This is a genomic window from Dyadobacter sandarakinus, assembly GCF_016894445.1.
GTDB lineage: Bacteria > Bacteroidota > Bacteroidia > Cytophagales > Spirosomataceae > Dyadobacter > Dyadobacter sandarakinus.
Window position 1 is genome coordinate 2,808,057 of sequence record NZ_CP056775.1, and the last position, 16,215, is coordinate 2,824,271.

The following is a 16,215-nucleotide window of genomic DNA, read 5'->3' on the forward strand; positions in this document are numbered from 1 at the left end:
GCAACATAGCTACTAGTTTTTAAAAAGTAAACTAATAAACGCCTTGACCCTATGAGCGCTTTGGCTGCCGCATCAGCCCTTCGACTCCGCTCAGGGTGACAAAAAAAAGTATTAATCCAAACATTATAATTGAAAATGCGACTATTCCTACTTCCTTTAATTCTCTTAACATTTTGTTGTGGGGGCACTGAGCCTGCTGCTGAACCAGGCCCCACGCCCGTCGACGAAGTTAAATACGATGAAACAGGCGTACTTTTCAAATCCTACAAAGGCCTCGTTATGGCGGGGTACCAGGGCTGGTTCACCGCAGAGGGTGATGGGGCTGACCGGGGGTGGCACCATTATCAGAAGAGCGGCAGGTTTGAGCCGGGATTTGCTTCGGTGGATTTCTGGCCGGATGTGACGGAGTATGCCAAAACCTACAATACTGCATTCAAGTACGCGAATGGCGAGGTGGCAAAGGTTTACAGCCCCTATGATGAAGAAAGTGTCGACCTGCATTTCAAATGGATGAAGGAGCATGATATTGACGGGGTGTATATGCAGCGGTTTGTTGGCGAAGTGAAAAGCGAGAAAGGCAAAAACCATTTTAATAAAGTGCTGGCAAATGCATTGAAGGCCTCCAAAAAATACGGACGTGCGCTTTCTATCATGTATGACCTGAGCGGGTCTTCGTCGGCGGATATGGATTTCCTGGCAAAGGATTGGGAAGAGCTGCAACAGCAATTTGCACTTTTTGACAACATAAAAAACCCCACCTACCTGCGCCACAACGGTCGCCCGCTCCTCGCTATATGGGGTGTGGGCTTCAATGACGGACGAAATTACACCGTAGCCGACATTCAGAAGCTGATGGAAAAGGTAAAAGGCCCGACCAAAAAAGCCTCGGTGCTGCTGGGGGTGCCCTATTACTGGCGGACGCTGGAAAAAGATACCGAGAACACGCCGCTGCTGCATCAGCTGATTAAGTCGGCGGATATCATCATGCCGTGGGCGGTGGGCAGGTACAATGCAGGCAGCTACACTTCGGTTGCCGGGCCTACTTTGCCCGGGGATATTGCCTGGTGCAAAACAAACAATATTGACTATGCGCCGCTCGTGTTTCCCGGTTTCAGCTGGGGAAACCTGAAAAATGACAAGTCACTGTATAATCAAATTCCCCGGGCGAAAGGTGACTTTTTGTGGCAGCAGATCGCTGGTGCAAAAGGATCAGGCGCGCAGTCGCTGTACGTAGCAATGTTTGATGAAGTAGACGAGGGTACTGCGATCTTTAAAACCAAAAAAGAAGGCGAAACGCCCCTGAATGCCGAAGGAAAGTTTGTGGGCATTGAAGCCGACCTCCCTGCCGACCATTATTTATGGCTCACCGGGCAAGGCGCAAAATGGTTTCACGGGGCGGCGGGATACAGCGCGCAAAAGCCTGTCCGCTAGGAATGCATCACCTCGGGCATATCCTTCCTGAACTCTTCCGCATAAATGCGGCTGTACTCTCTGGCAAAATTCTCGTAGGTAGATTTGGCCAGGGAGTGCTTGCCCAAATGCGCGAGTGCCTTGCATTTCAGCGTCATGGCCTCTTCATTCACCGGATCAAAATAGAAGATGTAATTGGCGAGCCTGACCAGGAATTCGGGATCATCGGCTACCTTCACCGAACCGGCGTAGCGCAGGTAAGTATCAACAATTTCATTCGAAACTTCCGATTTGAAGGGATCCAGCCACTCGTAATTCTGGTTGGACAAAAAGCTGCCGCGCTTGGTAATGTCGGCCAGCTGCGCAATGTTTTCTTTCGTCAGCTCCTTGCCGGAAACAAGGTCGAGGTAATGCGCATAATCCACGTGAATATGCTTTTCGTCAATATCAATGCGCCAGTAGCCAGTCTCTTTCGAGACCTGGCAGTGGTGAAGTTTGTCCAGAATGCTTTTTAGCTTAGCAATATTCACAGACCGGTTATTGCGCGCACTTTCGGGATTTTTATCAAACCAAAGCAGCTCTTTCAATTTCTCCGAACTGATACCGGGCCGCCGCAGCGAATGCAGCAACAAAACAAGAAAAAGCTCTTTTAACAGCGGCGTGAACGATTTGGTGATCTCATTCCCCTGTTCGTCGAAAATCTGAAAATTCCCGAAAAGCGTAATGCTGTTAGTAGCCGGAAAATGCCGGGGAGCTGTATCGGGGACCGCAATAAGCTCAGCCGCCAGCTCGCTTTCAGGCTCAGCCAGAACCACCGGATCCGGCTGCGCCACATTACGGTCTGTCCTGCGCATCATGCCCCAGACGCGCCACGCGGCAATTGCGCCCAGCATGATCAATATTGCGACCAGAATCAATGTTAACATCACCCGGGTGTGCATTCCCGGATCCTGGGTCCGCACTTCGGTATCAAGTGGCGGAGCGTAGAGGGAGTGGATTGCCACATTCGTTTGTCCGTGCTCGTTAGTAAACTGCGTGACGGCCACAAAGCGATTGGAATGCGCGTCGAAAAACAGGTCGGCGAAGGATTTGGTATCCACAAACTGGTACTGAATCGGTGAGCCCACGCGCCTGATCTCCGGCTTCACCAGCGAACCCCTGATGAGCTGAAGTTGGGTGGCAAACTTGTCTTTTGGAAAAATCAAGGCATAAAACGTGCTGTCTTTTTCATTGACTACCATTGAATTAGCAAATACAAAATCTTCGCCCGGCACTTTCAACTCGTAAATGCGCTTGAAAGTATTGTCTTTCACATTGTAAAAAAGCAGATCGTACAGATTGCGCGGATTCAGGACCTGCCTGCCCGTCGTACTTCCGTAGCCGCCGATCACATAAGCACCACCGGTCGCCACGCCGAGCGAGGCCAGGTAGCGGGGCGTAAAAAGCGTATCGCGCCGCGACAAATCCATCCAGGCGCCGCTGCGCAGGTCGTATTTCTGGATATTGCCTTTGTATTCCAGATGCCCGTAGCCACCGAGGATGTAAATTGATGAATCTGCGGGCGAGAAAAACTTATTGGCATGCAGAAAATGCGTTTTCAGTGCGGGCTGGGTTACATTCTGGTTCCAGGCGCCGGAAGTAAGGTCCAGCTCGGAGACAGATTTTTCATTGATAAACAGATTGTAAATCCGGCCGGAGGATTTTTCAAACAAAACCTGATTATCCATGAAAAGTGACTGCCGGGCATAAGCTTTCACCGACAACTGCCCGGTGGCAATGCGGTAGCTGTAAAGCGAATCCTGCCCTACCACATATACAGAACCGGTTGCAGGATCGCCCGTAACCCGCGCCGGGCCGGTGATCGTGAAGTTTTGCAGCGGCTGCCAGCTGTGATGCATTTTTTTGATCCAGACCGGGTTACTTGTTTGTGCATTTGCGTGCCGGATCGTTTCGGCAGCTTCTGCACCTGCCATTTCATCGAGCGGCCACTGGTATTTTACTTTTCCGTCCTGGCTGATCTGTACGTCACGCACTTTCATCGGCGGCACGTCAGTTGTATGGAAATTCTTGTACTGGGCTGCGCCGAAGAGGATTTTATAGCAGGTTTTGTCACTTACCTGGTACGGGTGTGTAAAGGTTTTGTTACCCGCATGCAGCACAATCTGCTGTTTCTTCTGGTCAAAAAACAACCTCAGGCGGTTCCATTCGTAAAGCTGCGCGCCGGTAATGTCAAATGCAATGCTCGAAAAACGATCACCGGTCACCACTTTAAAACGCTGGGAAGCGGTGTCCGAGTTGTCGTAAAGAATATCCACATTCCGGTTATTGTCCCCGATCAGGCGGAGAATGTAGCCGAAATAGTTTTTCTGGTCGGGTAAAAAGGCGAGGTCGAAGGCGATTTCGAAGTTGTTGCCGGGGCATAAAGTAGTACCCGGACTCAGATCCAGCGCGGTACGCTTGTCCTGCACCACCTCAAAACTCCGGAACCCCAGCCCATAGGATTGCGCCCAGACGCGCGTGCACCCGGACAGAGAGGATATCAGCAGAAAAATGAACAGTAATAAACGTGACAGCATGTTGATGAAAATTCTGGCAACGGATCGAGGTAATATTAAGCTTCTATAAACACCGATTTACTTAATCCTGATTTGCGTAAACCCGTCTGCGGGTGAATCGGAATGTGATGTTCCGGATTTACAATTCTATTAAAATTAAATGATTTTATGTTGATAAAACAACCTTACTACACTATCCTGGTAGAAATGGCGGGACAATGCGGAAGTCGCACCACTTGAACTGATGAAAAATGAGCAGGCGAAGCGATCGGCTGGGATCGCAGGTTTTAAAAATGAGCAATTATGCGCTCCGGGAAAAATGTACAAGCCGTCTTGACTTTTGTCCATTCTTTCCGGCGGTTTCATGCACCACCTTTGTCATGTCGAAACTAAATGACAATCTGCTTACGGTTAGCAGGTTAACCCGAAAACTCAAACTTACTGCTCACATGAAAACGCTTACCCTGACCATCGCTCTTGTATTTACATTGATTCAGAGCCAAATCACTTTTGCACAAACACGCAAGCCCGCATCCCTGGGAAGAGAAGAGTACATTGAAGTTGAAAAAAATGTAAAACTGCACGTGATCGACCTGGGCGAAGGTCAGCCTGTGGTACTCATTCACGGGTGGCCGCTGAACAACGAGATGTATGAATATCAGTACCAGTATCTGGTGGAGAAAGGGTTCCGGGTGATCGGCATTTCCCTCCGTGGTTTCGGAAAATCGGACAGACCTTATGGAAAATATGACTTTGATACCTTCTCCGACGACATTAAAGTGGTGTTGGAAAAACTGAAGATCGAAAATGCCACGCTCGGCGGATTTTCAATGGGAAGTGCAGTGGTATTGCATTATGTAACCAAATACAACAGTGCGCATATCAGCAAGCTGGCCGTATTCGGCGCCACCGGCCCGTCGTGGAAACAACGTGGAGGTTATCCGTACGGAATCACCGACCAGGGTGCAGCCGATCTGATCAAGCAGACTAAAACAAACCGTGAGCAGCTGGTGGCAGGTTTTGGAAAAGCATTTGCCGGACAGGAAGGCGGACTTTCCGAAGAAACGATGAAATGGTTGGAAAGCATCAATCTGAATGCTTCACCTTATGCTACCATACAGGCAATCAGTGCATTGAGAGATCTGGACCTTCGTCCTGTTTTGTCAAACATCAAAATTCCGGTCGCGATATTCCATGGTGTGAATGATAAACTGTGTGATTTCGCTGGCGCAGAGCAGCTGCAAAAAGCCATTCAAGGTTCGCACATCATCAAATTTGAAAAAGGAGGCCACGGGTTTTTCGTGGAAGAAATGGACAAATTCAACACCGAACTCGAAAAATTCGCAAGAAACTGATTAACCAAATGTACCTGCAAAGCTGTCCATGCATTGCAGGTACATTTTATTATTTACAAAACTTAAAAAGACCAGGCATTAATCAGCGTATTTAGCCGTGCGTACAGTCTGACTTCGTTTGAATAGGGCTTACATATCCGGTCATTTTCAAAGACGAAACACATACTATTAATTAAAGCTCGACCGGTATTTCATTGGCGACATTTTGGTTTTGTTCTTGAAAAGTTTGTGAAAAGATTGAGGGTACTCAAAACCCATCTGGTAAGCGATCTCACTAATCTGCAAATCAGTAGTAGTCAACAACTGCTTTGCCTTTTCAATTACTTTCGCCTGAATATGTTGCTGGGCGGTCTGACCCGAAGTAATACGGAGCATATCGCTTAGGTAGTCAGCGGACAAATTTAATTCTTCGGCAATTTGCCGGACAGTCGGCAATCCTTTTTGCAGGTTCAGGTATTGGTCAAGTACATTTTCCAGGCGGATCAGTATCTCATCGTTGGCAACTTTGCGGGTGATGAACTGACGCGCATAAAACCGGCTGCTGTATTGGAGCAGGAGCTCAATCTGAGCAATCATTACGTCCTGGCTGAAATTATCAATACCGCCCTGATATTCACTTTCTATGCTGGAAAATATGCCTTCAATTTTCGCTTCTTCCTGCTCAGACAAATGCAATGCTTCGTGTAGTTCGTACGAGAAAAAGTGAAAGTTCCTGATCCTGGCAGCGAGTGGCGTATTTGCGATAAAATCCGGATGAAACATGAAGGTAGTGCCGCCCGGCGGTTTGGTGCCGGTGCTTAGCTTTAACAGGAGCTGATTGGGGGAAATAAAAGCCATCATCCCTTCATCAAAGTCATAATGCCGGTGACCGTATTTCAACTTGCCATCGTAATCCTTCTTTATGGAAATGCAGTAAAAATTTAAGGTAAAATGCTGCAATTCGGTCAAAACGTTGAAATCGGCATCTTCGTGGCGGAAAATGCTGATCAGGGGATGTTTGGGCTTAGGCAACCCGAGCAGTCTGTGCTGCTCGGATATGGAGTTGATCAGGTATGGCTTGTTCACTTACTAAAATTACAAGGTTTGCATATCAATGACAAAGCGGTACCGGACATCGCCCTTTTGCATCCGGTCGAATGCATGATGAATGTCTTTGATGTCAATCAGTTCAATATCAGAGACAATCCCGTGTTCCGCACAAAAATCCAGCATCTCCTGTGTTTCCGGCAGGCCACCCGCGCCAGACCCGGCAATCACCTTATTACCAGTTCCAATGAAAAGGAGCTCACCTCCCAGGGCTTGGCCGGCATCCCTACATTTACATAAATCCCATTGGTTTTGAGGATGGAAAGATACGGATTGACATCACTGTTTCCGGAAACGGTATCCAGCACAAAATCGAAGGTTTTAAAAGCTGCTTTCATCTGCTCTTCATCCCTGGAAATAATAAAATGGGATGCTCCGAGCTGTTTTGCAGCTTCCTGCTTGCCCGGAGAAGTGCTCAGCACGGTTACTTCCGCGCCCAATGCATTCCCAAACTTCACGGCCATATGCCCCAGTCCGCCCAGACCGACGACAGCCAGCTTATGGCCCTTGCCAACATGCCATCTTTTTAGCGGCGAGTAGGTCGTGATGCCTGCACAAAGCAGTGGCGCCACACCTGCCAGGTCCAGCTTTTCCGAAATGTGATGCACAAAGTCCTCATTGACAACGATGGTGTTGGAATACCCGCCGTATGCAGGCAAATTGTCGTGATCCAGGTTGTTGTAGGTTTGAACTGCGGCCACCGAGCAAAATTGCTCCTGACCATTTTTACAATCCGGGCATTCGCGGCATGAATCCACCATTACACCCACCCCACCCAGATCGCCGATGGCGAACTTTCCGGCATGGGCTCCCACTGCGCTGATGCGGCCCACGATCTCATGGCCGGGAACCATCGGGAAGATACCGGGAAACCATTCGTTGCGGGTCAGGTGTATGTCGGTATGACAAACCCCGCAGTACAGGATTTCGATCTGTACATCATGCGCGCCGATGTCGCGCCTTTCAAATTGCCAGGGCGCAAGTGGGCTTTCTGCCGTTTGCGCCGCATATCCTTTTGCTGCTATCATAATAAAAGTTTATAGCACAAACTTAGGAAGCATCTCAAACCGGCGATTATCCAAATCCGGGAGAAAAGTATCCGGTTTTACTAAGGGTTTCATCCGGGAACAGCAGCCATACTTCAGTAGATTCTGACAATGCATGTTTAAAGACTTTTTCGACCCATTACTCCTGATATAAAGATCATAATCTATAAATACCTGACCCGCTCCATTCCAATCATTACCATTTTATAATAACGGCTACTTCATAATTCAAGGTACTCAAATACGTATACCTCTATTAATAGAATCGGCAATTGATTATCCTTTTCAATCATGGTAAATCATGTAACTCCGATATAATTCATATTCCATAAAATAAATAGATTCCATTTTCCAACCAAGTCATCGTGCATTAGTCATTACTTTGATGAATTGATAATTCAATGATCAGATAACAGTTTACCATTTTTAAACAAAACTAATAGCTATGAAAACACTTGTGCCTTATTTAATTCTCTTCATGTTTTCCGCCGCCATTTCCGGAAAACTTCTTGCTCAGCCAGCAATCCAGTGGGACCGGACAATCGGTGGTAGCGGTAATGATTTTTTGTATGCCGCGGTCCGGACTCCGGATGGAGGTTACCTTCTTGGTGGTAGTTCCGATTCAAATATCAGTGGGGAAAAATCCGAAAATTCAAATGGCTCTAAGATCTGGCTTGTTAAGACCAATTCCACCGGCATAAAAGAGTGGGATAAAACAATTGGCATTGGAGATACAGGTATAGGGTTACGAAAGTTGTTACTCACCAGCGATGGCGGCTATCTGCTGGGAGGCGTAATAACAGACGATGATGTAAATGTGGTTATCAAAATTGATAAAAACGGGGTGAGACAGTGGCTCAGGCGTTACGCTCGCGGGAAGACTACAGATTTCGAAGCAATGGAAAAGGCCCCTGACGGCGGCTACATACTGGGGTTTACTTCCCTGCTGGATGAATCACAAAGCCAGGGACCTATCAAGGGATATGACTACTGGATCGTAAAAATAGACGTCAATGGCAGAACACAGTGGGAGAAGGTATACGGCGGTGCAGGCTCAGACCAACTGGAATCTCTTCAGGCAACGTCAGATAAGGGATACATTGTTGCGGGTGCCTCTAATTCGGGCAAGGGTGGCGATAAGTCAGACCCGGCAAAAGGCTATGGAGATTTCTGGATTTTAAAGCTTGATCCGTCTGGTAACAAGCAATGGGATAAAACCATAGGTGGACCGGGAGGAGATGGGCATGCACAAATAAGCCAGACTCCTGACGGGGGCTATATAGTGGGCGGGATCACAAGTGGTACTGCTGGCGGGGATAAATCTGAAAACTCCAATGGTGCTGACTACTGGGCTGTAAAGCTGTCTGCAACCGGACAAGTGCAATGGGACCAGGACCTTTCGGGCAAAGATTACACGGAAGGAGCTGACGGCGAATCGTTCTCGGTGATTATTCAAACTGCTGATGGAGGGTATCTGATCGGTGGGACGTCCGATTCGGCAGCTGGTATCGATAAATCGGAGGAAGGAAAGGATTTTGAATCCATTGATTTATGGGTCGTCAAACTTGCTGCTGACGGCACGAAGGAATGGGACAAAACGGTAGGAAGCGGTGATTGGAATCATTTGCAGTCCATCGTACAGGCACCCGACGGCGGTTATTTATTAGCAACCTCATCGGAAAATGGCATTCATGGAGACAAAACGCAGGATTCAAGAGGGGGGTCAGACTTCTGGATTATCAAACTCGCTCCCGAAAATGTTCCGTCCCCTCAGACTTTGGTCCGTATCAATGCCGGCGGACCCGATTTCACTACTGCTACTAAAAAGCTTTTTATCGCGGATCAATATTATTCTGACGCATTCAATGTTACCAGCTCCATTCCATCCGGCGACATTCTTAATACGACCAATGATGTGCTTTACCGCACCGCCCGCAATTCACCATATTGTTTTTACGAGATTCCGGTCAAAAATATCCAGGTAAATGTCACCCTGCATTTTGCTGAAACATATTACGGGACACCCGGCAAAGGAGGCGGTGCAGGCAGCAGGCGGTTTAATGTCGATATAGAGGGAAAGCGCGTACTGACCAACTACGACATCTTTGCCGCAGCGGGCGGAGCCATGCGTGCTGTTCAGATTACGATCCCTGTGACGGTTGCGGATGGCATACTGGACATTAACTTTGGAACCGGAGCGGCCGGCCAGCCCAGCATTTGTGCGATTGAGGTCGTTTCCACAAATTATACTTTGGGTCCTCTTGCTGATGCTTATGTGCGGGATGGAAATTTCAGTACGACCAACTTCAATGGTTCAAGTCTGGATATCAAAAGCACATCGGGTGATCCTTCGGCCAACCGGAGTTCCTACCTGAAATTCAAAGTACCGCAGGCACTGACGATTGCTGCTGCCAAACTGCGGATTTACGGCCATAATCATGAAGACACGAAGAGTATTTCCGTACATGCATACGGGGTTAACAACGATAGCTGGACAGAAGGCAGCATTGTCAAAAACAATGCACCCGCCGCATCGACGGCTTCATTGGGCTATGCATCCGTAAACAATGTATACAAGTACTATGAAATTGATGTGACCAGCTACGTCAAAGCACAGCAACAATCCGGCGACGAGATCGTAAGCCTGCTGCTGCGCGACCCCAGCAATCGCAATACCAGAATGGTCTTCAATAGTAAAGAGGCAATTTCCAAACCTCCGCAATTGATCATCCAGAACGTTGCCAATAGTACTGCAAGGCTAAGTCAGGAAGAAGCGACATTTGAGCAGCAGGAGAAAGAGCTGTCGGTAGTGTTTCCAAATCCGGCAACCGACGAATTTACGGTCTTAATTTCCAGGCAGCATGCCGGAAACATCTCCTTTCAGCTTGTTAACAACGCAGGAGAAAGTAATCCCATCCAGGCAGCTGAGCGTGTCAGGCCGGGAGAGAAAGTACGGTTTGATGTTGATAAAATTCCGGTTAACGCAGGTATTTACTTATTAAAAGTTGACTCGGAAGGTTTTTCAGAGGTAGTGAAACTGCTTATTGCGAAGTAAGAAATTCGAAAATCTGCTGAGCGGGAAGATCACTTTTTGTAATCTTCCCGCTCAGTTATTTAATGGTCTCCGTGGATCACCGGTTATCCCATTTACCTGTGAGGTTTTATTTAAATAAAAGGGGTGCCATCTGATACAGGCTGCGGCGCCAGGTAAGGAATTCGTGCGCTGTGCCCTCCGAAACGTATGAAACCGAATTGTATCCCGCCGTTTTGAGCGCAGCTGCCGCATTCCTCACGCCATCGGGTTTCTCTTTACTGCCTGCACTGAGAAAAACGAGTTCAGGCCTGGCTTTGTCTTTCAGATCCTCCGGTGAATACACGCCTCCGCTGAGTAGCGCATAGTATCCGAAAACGTCCGGCTTGTTAACCGTAATATTCCGGGTTTCCATTCCTCCCATGGAAAGGCCCGCCATTGCACGTTTGTCCCGGCTGGCCATTGTTCTGAAAGTAGCGTCCACATATGGAACAAGCTCGTCGACCAGTACGGTCTGGAAAGGTTCGATCTTAAATTCCCTGATCTTTCCGAATTTCACCTCATTGGTCATTCCATACGTCATCACAATGATGAACGGCTTGATTTTGCCGTCTGCAATCAGGTTGTCCATGATCAGGTTTGCACGGCCCTGGTTGCTCCATGCAGTTTCGTCTTCTCCCCATCCGTGCTGCAGGTACAGTACCGGGTAGCGTTTATTTCCCTTTTCATAGCCGGGAGGCGTATAAACAAATGCGCGGCGGGAAGTATTTGTGCTTTTGGACGGGAACAATACCTGCTGCACATGGCCGTGAGGCACATTCTTCAGCTGATAAAAATCCTGGTCATGCGCCGGGATTTCGATACCGCTTTCCCAGCGAACCGAGCCGTAATAGTTGAGCGTACCCGGATCATTAAAGGTGCCTCCATCCACATTCAGGTGGTAATAGTGAAAACCCTCGTCCAGGGGTCCTTCCGTCGTTCCGGTAAAAAAACCTTCCGGATCTTTGGTAAGTCTGGTGCCTCCCCTTCCACCCAGTCCGAGGCTTACCCTTACACTATCTGCCTGCGGTGCCTTGATCCGGAAACGGACGTATCCCTGGGAATTCACCTGAGGATATTCCTGGCCGGGCTGATTGAGTTCTGAGGGCTTGAAGTCGTCCTTGACAGCCGGCTTTTCCACCTGTGCCCATGCGGCTCCCATTGTCAGCGAAGCTGCCAGCATCAGGGAATAACATTGTTTGTTCATGTGCTTTCCGTTAAAATAACGATCAGAATGTAGTGCTTTTTGATCTTTTAGCTAAAATCAAATTGGGCACTGGTTTCCGGTTAAAAGAAGTCAGATGACAAACCTACTTGATACACGAAACTTCGGATTTCATTGTCGTGATCGCCCCAATTCCTGTTACTGCCCTACCACGACCTTTCGGGTTGTTTCTCTACCGTCCGTGAGGGTTACTTTGATAAAGTATAAGCCAGGCTTGAATGATTTGGCATTAATATCCTGAGAAGGCTTATTCCCTGAGTTATAAAGTGTTTTCCCCTGGTTGTTAACCACTTGTACACCCTTTACTTTCGACCAGTCGGCAGTTTGCAAATGAATAGTTTCTGTGACAGGATTGGGGTATACTGACACAGAAATGCTTTGATCAAACCTCAAATGCTGGATCTTGCTGTAAGCAAAAGCTCCATCCGCATCTACCATTTTCAGCCGGTAAAAGTTTTCTGAACCAGATACAGGGGTTGTGTGTGTATAGTTGTAGAAGCTCATTTTCGTACTCTCCCCTTGTGCGTTAATGCTTGTAAGCTGGTTCCAGTCTTTACCATCCAGGCTATGCTGCACTTCGAAGTGGTCACTGTTGGTTTCGGAGGTTGTTTCCCAGGTAAGGAGTGCAGTTGTGTTTTCTTTGGCTGACGAGAAGTTTTTGAGGGTGACGGGAAGCGGCGGTTCTTCGGCTGCCAGCTTGACGATCCATAAATCATTTGCGCCTTTTGCGTTTTCTGTTTTCTCGAACCCGGCATCAGAGACGGACAATCCCAATAAGGCGAAACCTTTGTCAGAGGTATTAACAATGGACAGGGCACGCTCGTAGCCCGGTCCACCAATCGTTTTGTCCCAAACAAATGCACCGGCGGAATTCAGTTTGACAAGCCAGAAATCAGGAACTAAATTATGGCTGTCTTCGGATTTTTCACCACTTGCAAATGATGCTGAATACCCAAGCAGTAAATATCCACCGTCTACTGCCTGCGCCAGCTTCACGAACGTATTGCTAAACTTATCACCGTCCACAAAATCGGTCGCAATCACATTGTCCCATTCAACTGCGCGGTCGGCATCCAATTTCACGATCCAGTAGTCATTAATTGATGGTTCAGATTGGTCTCCGCTTGCCCTACCTATCGAAGTACCACCCAGGATAAAACCACCATCGGGTGTTTGTTGAATGTCACTGATATCTGCCCAGCCTTCAATTTCATCTGCACTATGAATAGTGCCGCCAATGCGTCGATCCCACTCCTTCACTCCCAATCCGGAAACTTTGACGAGATAGTAGCCGCTTGATTGTTCCTCGTAACCTTGCTCACCACCGAAAACCGCTCCTCCGTCCGCTGTAAGTGTCATGCAGCGCATTCGGTCCGGGCCCGATGTGCCCAGTGTCCTTTCCCATTCCAGCGTGCCAGCTGCATTGATTTTTACCACCCAGAAATCATTATAAAAATCGTCCAGTCTGGGCTCACTTTTTTCGCCGCTGATGCCTGATGTGGACACACCTGCAAGCACATACCCTCCATCAGGCGTTTGCCTTAGATCAACCATCCCGTCTCCATTATCTCCACCAAATGTTTTATCCCAAATCTTATTTCCGCTAGCATCCAGCTTTACCACCCAGAAATCGGAGCCGCCCCTACTTCGCTCAGATTTGTCACTCCCCGCAGGCCCACCTGAGCTGCCGCCCACGATGTAGCCCCCATCTGACGTTTGACGAATTGCAGCTGCGGTTTCTGAGCCTGGGCTGCCAATGGTCTTGTCCCATTGCTTTGTACCATCCGCCGCAAGTTTAACAATCCAGAAATCTGAACTTCCCTTGCTGGGTTCAGATTTATCCCCTCCTATCCCTCCGCCTGATGTACCAACCAGAATAAAGCCGCCATCACTGGTTTGTTCCATGGAACCGGGGGCATCGTTTTGTAAGCTGCCGATCGTCTTGTCCCATTGAATGGCTGGCTGGGCAAGAAGGCTGGTGATAGCCAGGAAGAAAATAATAGCGTTGAGTAAAATGTATTTCATATCATTTAGTTTAACATGTTTCATTTAAATCCTGTTAGACAAAGGCTTAGGATAGATACTGCATTGAATAGTAAATTCTTTGAAAAATTGCTGAATCAACTCAGGCTTGTAATAGAAGAAGCTGCCCATCTTACGTGACAGGCGGCTTCTTTGAGTTGATATATGATTTACTAACCTAAGCTTTTACTCTGCTATGAGAATTCTGATCACTTCGGTAAATGCATCCGATTTTACTTTCAATGAATAAATGCCGGTGTTGAATGATTCTCCGGCGATGTTAATTTTTGTGTTTTCACCCGGTTTGGCATTTTGAGGTGCCGGAATGAAATGGCTTTTCCCGGCTGTATTGATCATTTCAAATGTAATTGGCCCGGTATGTTCAGGCGAAACTGAAACAGTGAATTGATCTTGAATTGGATTTGGATAGACGGTTGACTGCTGCCTTTTTTGGGCTTCTGGAAATACTTCTTCCTGCCCGATGCGCGCGGTCATATTGGTCGGCTGAACAATCTTTGTAGTCTGATAGATCAGCTGCGGCGGATAAAAACCGCCTTCCTTGCTGCTAAAAGTTACTGCTGTACTTTGATTAGCAGGATTATCTAACATCAGGCTGACAGTCTGATCACCGGATTGGCGCTGCGCATTTACATAGCTCGTCACATCAATTTCATAATATTTTAAAACATCATTGACTCCCACAGACCCAAGTGATGCAGTGGATGCGGCAGGTGCGTTGGTCCCGGTAATCGCTTTCTCAGTCCAGGAATCGTTATTGACGCCATATGCATGAATTTCAGTATTCTGAGTATTATCGGGATTATTGTCGTAGACATCGTCATTATGCCCGTAAACGCGCAGTTTAGCAGAAGTTATCGCCGCCTTTCCGGCAGGTAGCTGGAATTTAAAATAAGAACGCCAGGTGAGATTAGCGTAATCTCCACCACTGGGTACCTGCCTGATATAAAGATGGTCGGAATTCGCATAGTTGTTAGATTTATAAAGCCCTCCATTCACCATGCCGTCTTCGATTGGGATCAACGTTGGAGTTGCAGTCACTTCAATGGCCGAAATGCGTGGGAGGTCAGCCGCTCCCGTGAGGAAATCGATGTTTAGCATGCCGTCGGTGACACTCACCGGGATCGTCAGTTGAACTGCGCGCAGTGCCCCGCCAGCCTCGGCGAAGATGTCGTAATTGGTCAGTTTACGGCCGCCTTCTATGTTGACATTAAACTGCCTGCTGCCTGGCCCGCCCTTTTCACCCTTGGTGCCCGGAACCCCGAAATAAGTTTCAGCAAAGTGTAACGTTACGTTGACCAACTCATTGACGACTGGAATGTTGTAGCTAAATGACGAAGCGCTGCGGGCAGAGCGATATATTACGTCGTTGGTTGTGTTCAGGATGTCACCCGATGCGATGGAGCTGGTACGATCAATACCGGCATAATACTGATCAGCGACAAACAGTTTTTGGGTCGCAGTCGTAAAAGCCTGTCCGCCGGCATTGATGCGAACCAGCGTTTGAGGGGTGCAGACTTGCGATGTCCTGACCTCCTCAGTACTTGCACATCCGGCAGCATTTCCGGAAATCGTAGCATTTGCAAATGGAATACTGGAGCAAACGATTTTGATCGCACAATCGGAAAGGAGCGGGTTATTGGTAATACGTATGGGTACTCGACTTTCCATTTGCCCAATTTCTGAGATGCTGGTCAATGCTTTATTGCCGGTAATTTCAATATACCCACTAGATTGGGAAGTCAAGGTTTCAAGCCGCTCCAGTCCTTTCAGATTTTTAAGGCTGTTATTATTGCCAATGTGCATGGTCTCACCTATTTGCCTAAGTCTTCGAAGACCGTTCAGATTTAGGAGATTGTCATTTTTTCTTAAATCCAGACCACCTATGAAGCTTATATTTTGCAGCCCTTGTAAAGTGGTGAGAGCCGGATTTGAAGCAATAGTCAAACCACCAAAAATTCTGTTAAGGCCACTTAACGATGAAATGCTTGTAAGTTTCTTATTATTGAAAACGTCGATATTTTTTGTTGATGTCAGATGATCAAGCCCCTCTAATGTGAGCAGATTGTCATTATTATTTATGCTCAATCTAATATCTACTATCGTCAAAGAGGACAAACCGGCTATATTGGTCAGATTCGGATTTTGAGTAATCTTCAACGATCGGGTAACACGTGTCACGTTACGCAATCCATCCAGATTCGTGATGGTAGGTGATGAAATTTCCAGATCACTATTGATAACTGTGCAACCTGGATAGGCAGTACTAAAATTGTCAACATCAGCCTGCGTTCTTAAAACGGGAACACTGCACGTCTGCGACCAGGCCGGGACAGTTGCAAATGCCAATAAAAAAACCAGAGGTAAAAACATTTTCATAAAGTGGGCTAAGTAAATGTGAATGGCTGGGGATATAGAGCGTCTGTTC

10 protein-coding genes are annotated in these 16,215 nt (G+C 47.6%); 3 read left to right on the forward strand and 7 right to left on the reverse strand.

Features of this window, described 5'->3' with window-relative positions; genetic code table 11:
• The first annotated feature begins 135 nt into the window (after positions 1-135).
• A complete protein-coding gene (locus tag HWI92_RS11185; protein ID WP_204663730.1) occupies positions 136-1,431 on the forward strand; it encodes a glycoside hydrolase family 99 protein in 1,296 nt (431 codons plus the stop codon).
• Here the strand turns inward: HWI92_RS11185 and HWI92_RS11190 are convergent.
• Positions 1,428-3,986 (reverse strand): galactose oxidase, encoded by a 2,559-nt coding sequence (locus tag HWI92_RS11190; RefSeq protein ID WP_204663732.1) that lies wholly within the window; start codon positions 3,984-3,986, stop codon positions 1,428-1,430. The genes HWI92_RS11185 and HWI92_RS11190 overlap by 4 nt on opposite strands.
• 428 nt (positions 3,987-4,414) lie before the next feature.
• On the opposite strand from HWI92_RS11190, the gene HWI92_RS11195 reads away from it, so the two are divergent.
• Entirely contained in the window at positions 4,415-5,320 is a 906-nt protein-coding gene (locus tag HWI92_RS11195) for an alpha/beta fold hydrolase (RefSeq protein ID WP_204663734.1), read from the forward strand.
• Positions 5,321-5,488: 168 nt separating this feature from the next.
• On the opposite strand, the gene HWI92_RS11200 is transcribed toward HWI92_RS11195, so the two are convergent.
• Genes HWI92_RS11200 through HWI92_RS11205 form a run of 3 tightly spaced genes read right to left on the reverse strand, consistent with a single transcriptional unit; the run spans position 5,489 to position 7,434 of the window.
• On the reverse strand, positions 5,489-6,385 hold the full coding sequence (locus HWI92_RS11200) for a helix-turn-helix domain-containing protein (RefSeq protein ID WP_204663736.1): 897 nt from the start codon (positions 6,383-6,385) through the stop codon (positions 5,489-5,491).
• A gap of 9 nt (positions 6,386-6,394) precedes the next feature.
• Positions 6,395-6,577: a hypothetical protein gene (locus HWI92_RS25485; RefSeq protein ID WP_310589530.1), complete on the reverse strand. Its 183-nt coding sequence runs from the start codon at positions 6,575-6,577 to the stop codon at positions 6,395-6,397.
• Positions 6,574-7,434 carry an NAD(P)-dependent alcohol dehydrogenase gene (locus HWI92_RS11205; protein ID WP_310589531.1) on the reverse strand — a complete coding sequence of 287 codons (861 nt, stop codon included), beginning with the start codon at positions 7,432-7,434 and terminating at the stop codon, positions 6,574-6,576. Before HWI92_RS11205 ends, HWI92_RS25485 begins: the two co-directional genes overlap by 4 nt.
• Before the next feature lie 463 nt (positions 7,435-7,897).
• Between HWI92_RS11205 and HWI92_RS11210 the strand changes: the two genes are divergently transcribed.
• Complete coding sequence (locus HWI92_RS11210; RefSeq protein WP_204663738.1) at positions 7,898-10,507, forward strand: CBM96 family carbohydrate-binding protein; 2,610 nt, start codon at positions 7,898-7,900, stop codon at positions 10,505-10,507.
• 106 nt (positions 10,508-10,613) lie between these two features.
• Here HWI92_RS11210 and HWI92_RS11215 read toward each other — a convergent pair whose 3' ends face one another.
• The 3 genes from HWI92_RS11215 to HWI92_RS11225 form a co-directional block, all read right to left on the reverse strand.
• Positions 10,614-11,684, reverse strand: a complete 1,071-nt coding sequence (locus tag HWI92_RS11215) for an alpha/beta hydrolase-fold protein (RefSeq protein WP_374757899.1) — start codon at positions 11,682-11,684, stop codon at positions 10,614-10,616.
• Positions 11,685-11,885: 201 nt separating this feature from the next.
• Positions 11,886-13,772 carry a T9SS type A sorting domain-containing protein gene (locus tag HWI92_RS11220; RefSeq protein WP_204663742.1) on the reverse strand — a complete coding sequence of 629 codons (1,887 nt, stop codon included), beginning with the start codon at positions 13,770-13,772 and terminating at the stop codon, positions 11,886-11,888.
• 183 nt (positions 13,773-13,955) lie between these two features.
• Positions 13,956-16,166 carry a CBM96 family carbohydrate-binding protein gene (locus tag HWI92_RS11225; RefSeq protein WP_204663744.1) on the reverse strand — a complete coding sequence of 737 codons (2,211 nt, stop codon included), beginning with the start codon at positions 16,164-16,166 and terminating at the stop codon, positions 13,956-13,958.
• Positions 16,167-16,215 lie beyond the last annotated feature (49 nt).

Coding starts and splice junctions, on each gene's coding strand:
- HWI92_RS11210 (WP_204663738.1), top strand. CDS start 7,898: ATGAAAACACTTGTGCCTTATTTAATTCTCTTCATGTTTTCCGCCGCC.
- HWI92_RS11225 (WP_204663744.1), bottom strand. CDS start 16,166: ATGAAAATGTTTTTACCTCTGGTTTTTTTATTGGCATTTGCAACTGTC.
- HWI92_RS11195 (WP_204663734.1), top strand. CDS start 4,415: ATGAAAACGCTTACCCTGACCATCGCTCTTGTATTTACATTGATTCAG.
- HWI92_RS11220 (WP_204663742.1), bottom strand. CDS start 13,772: ATGAAATACATTTTACTCAACGCTATTATTTTCTTCCTGGCTATCACC.
- HWI92_RS11205 (WP_310589531.1), bottom strand. CDS start 7,434: ATGATAGCAGCAAAAGGATATGCGGCGCAAACGGCAGAAAGCCCACTT.
- HWI92_RS11185 (WP_204663730.1), top strand. CDS start 136: ATGCGACTATTCCTACTTCCTTTAATTCTCTTAACATTTTGTTGTGGG.
- HWI92_RS11190 (WP_204663732.1), bottom strand. CDS start 3,986: ATGCTGTCACGTTTATTACTGTTCATTTTTCTGCTGATATCCTCTCTG.
- HWI92_RS11215 (WP_374757899.1), bottom strand. CDS start 11,684: ATGGGAGCCGCATGGGCACAGGTGGAAAAGCCGGCTGTCAAGGACGAC.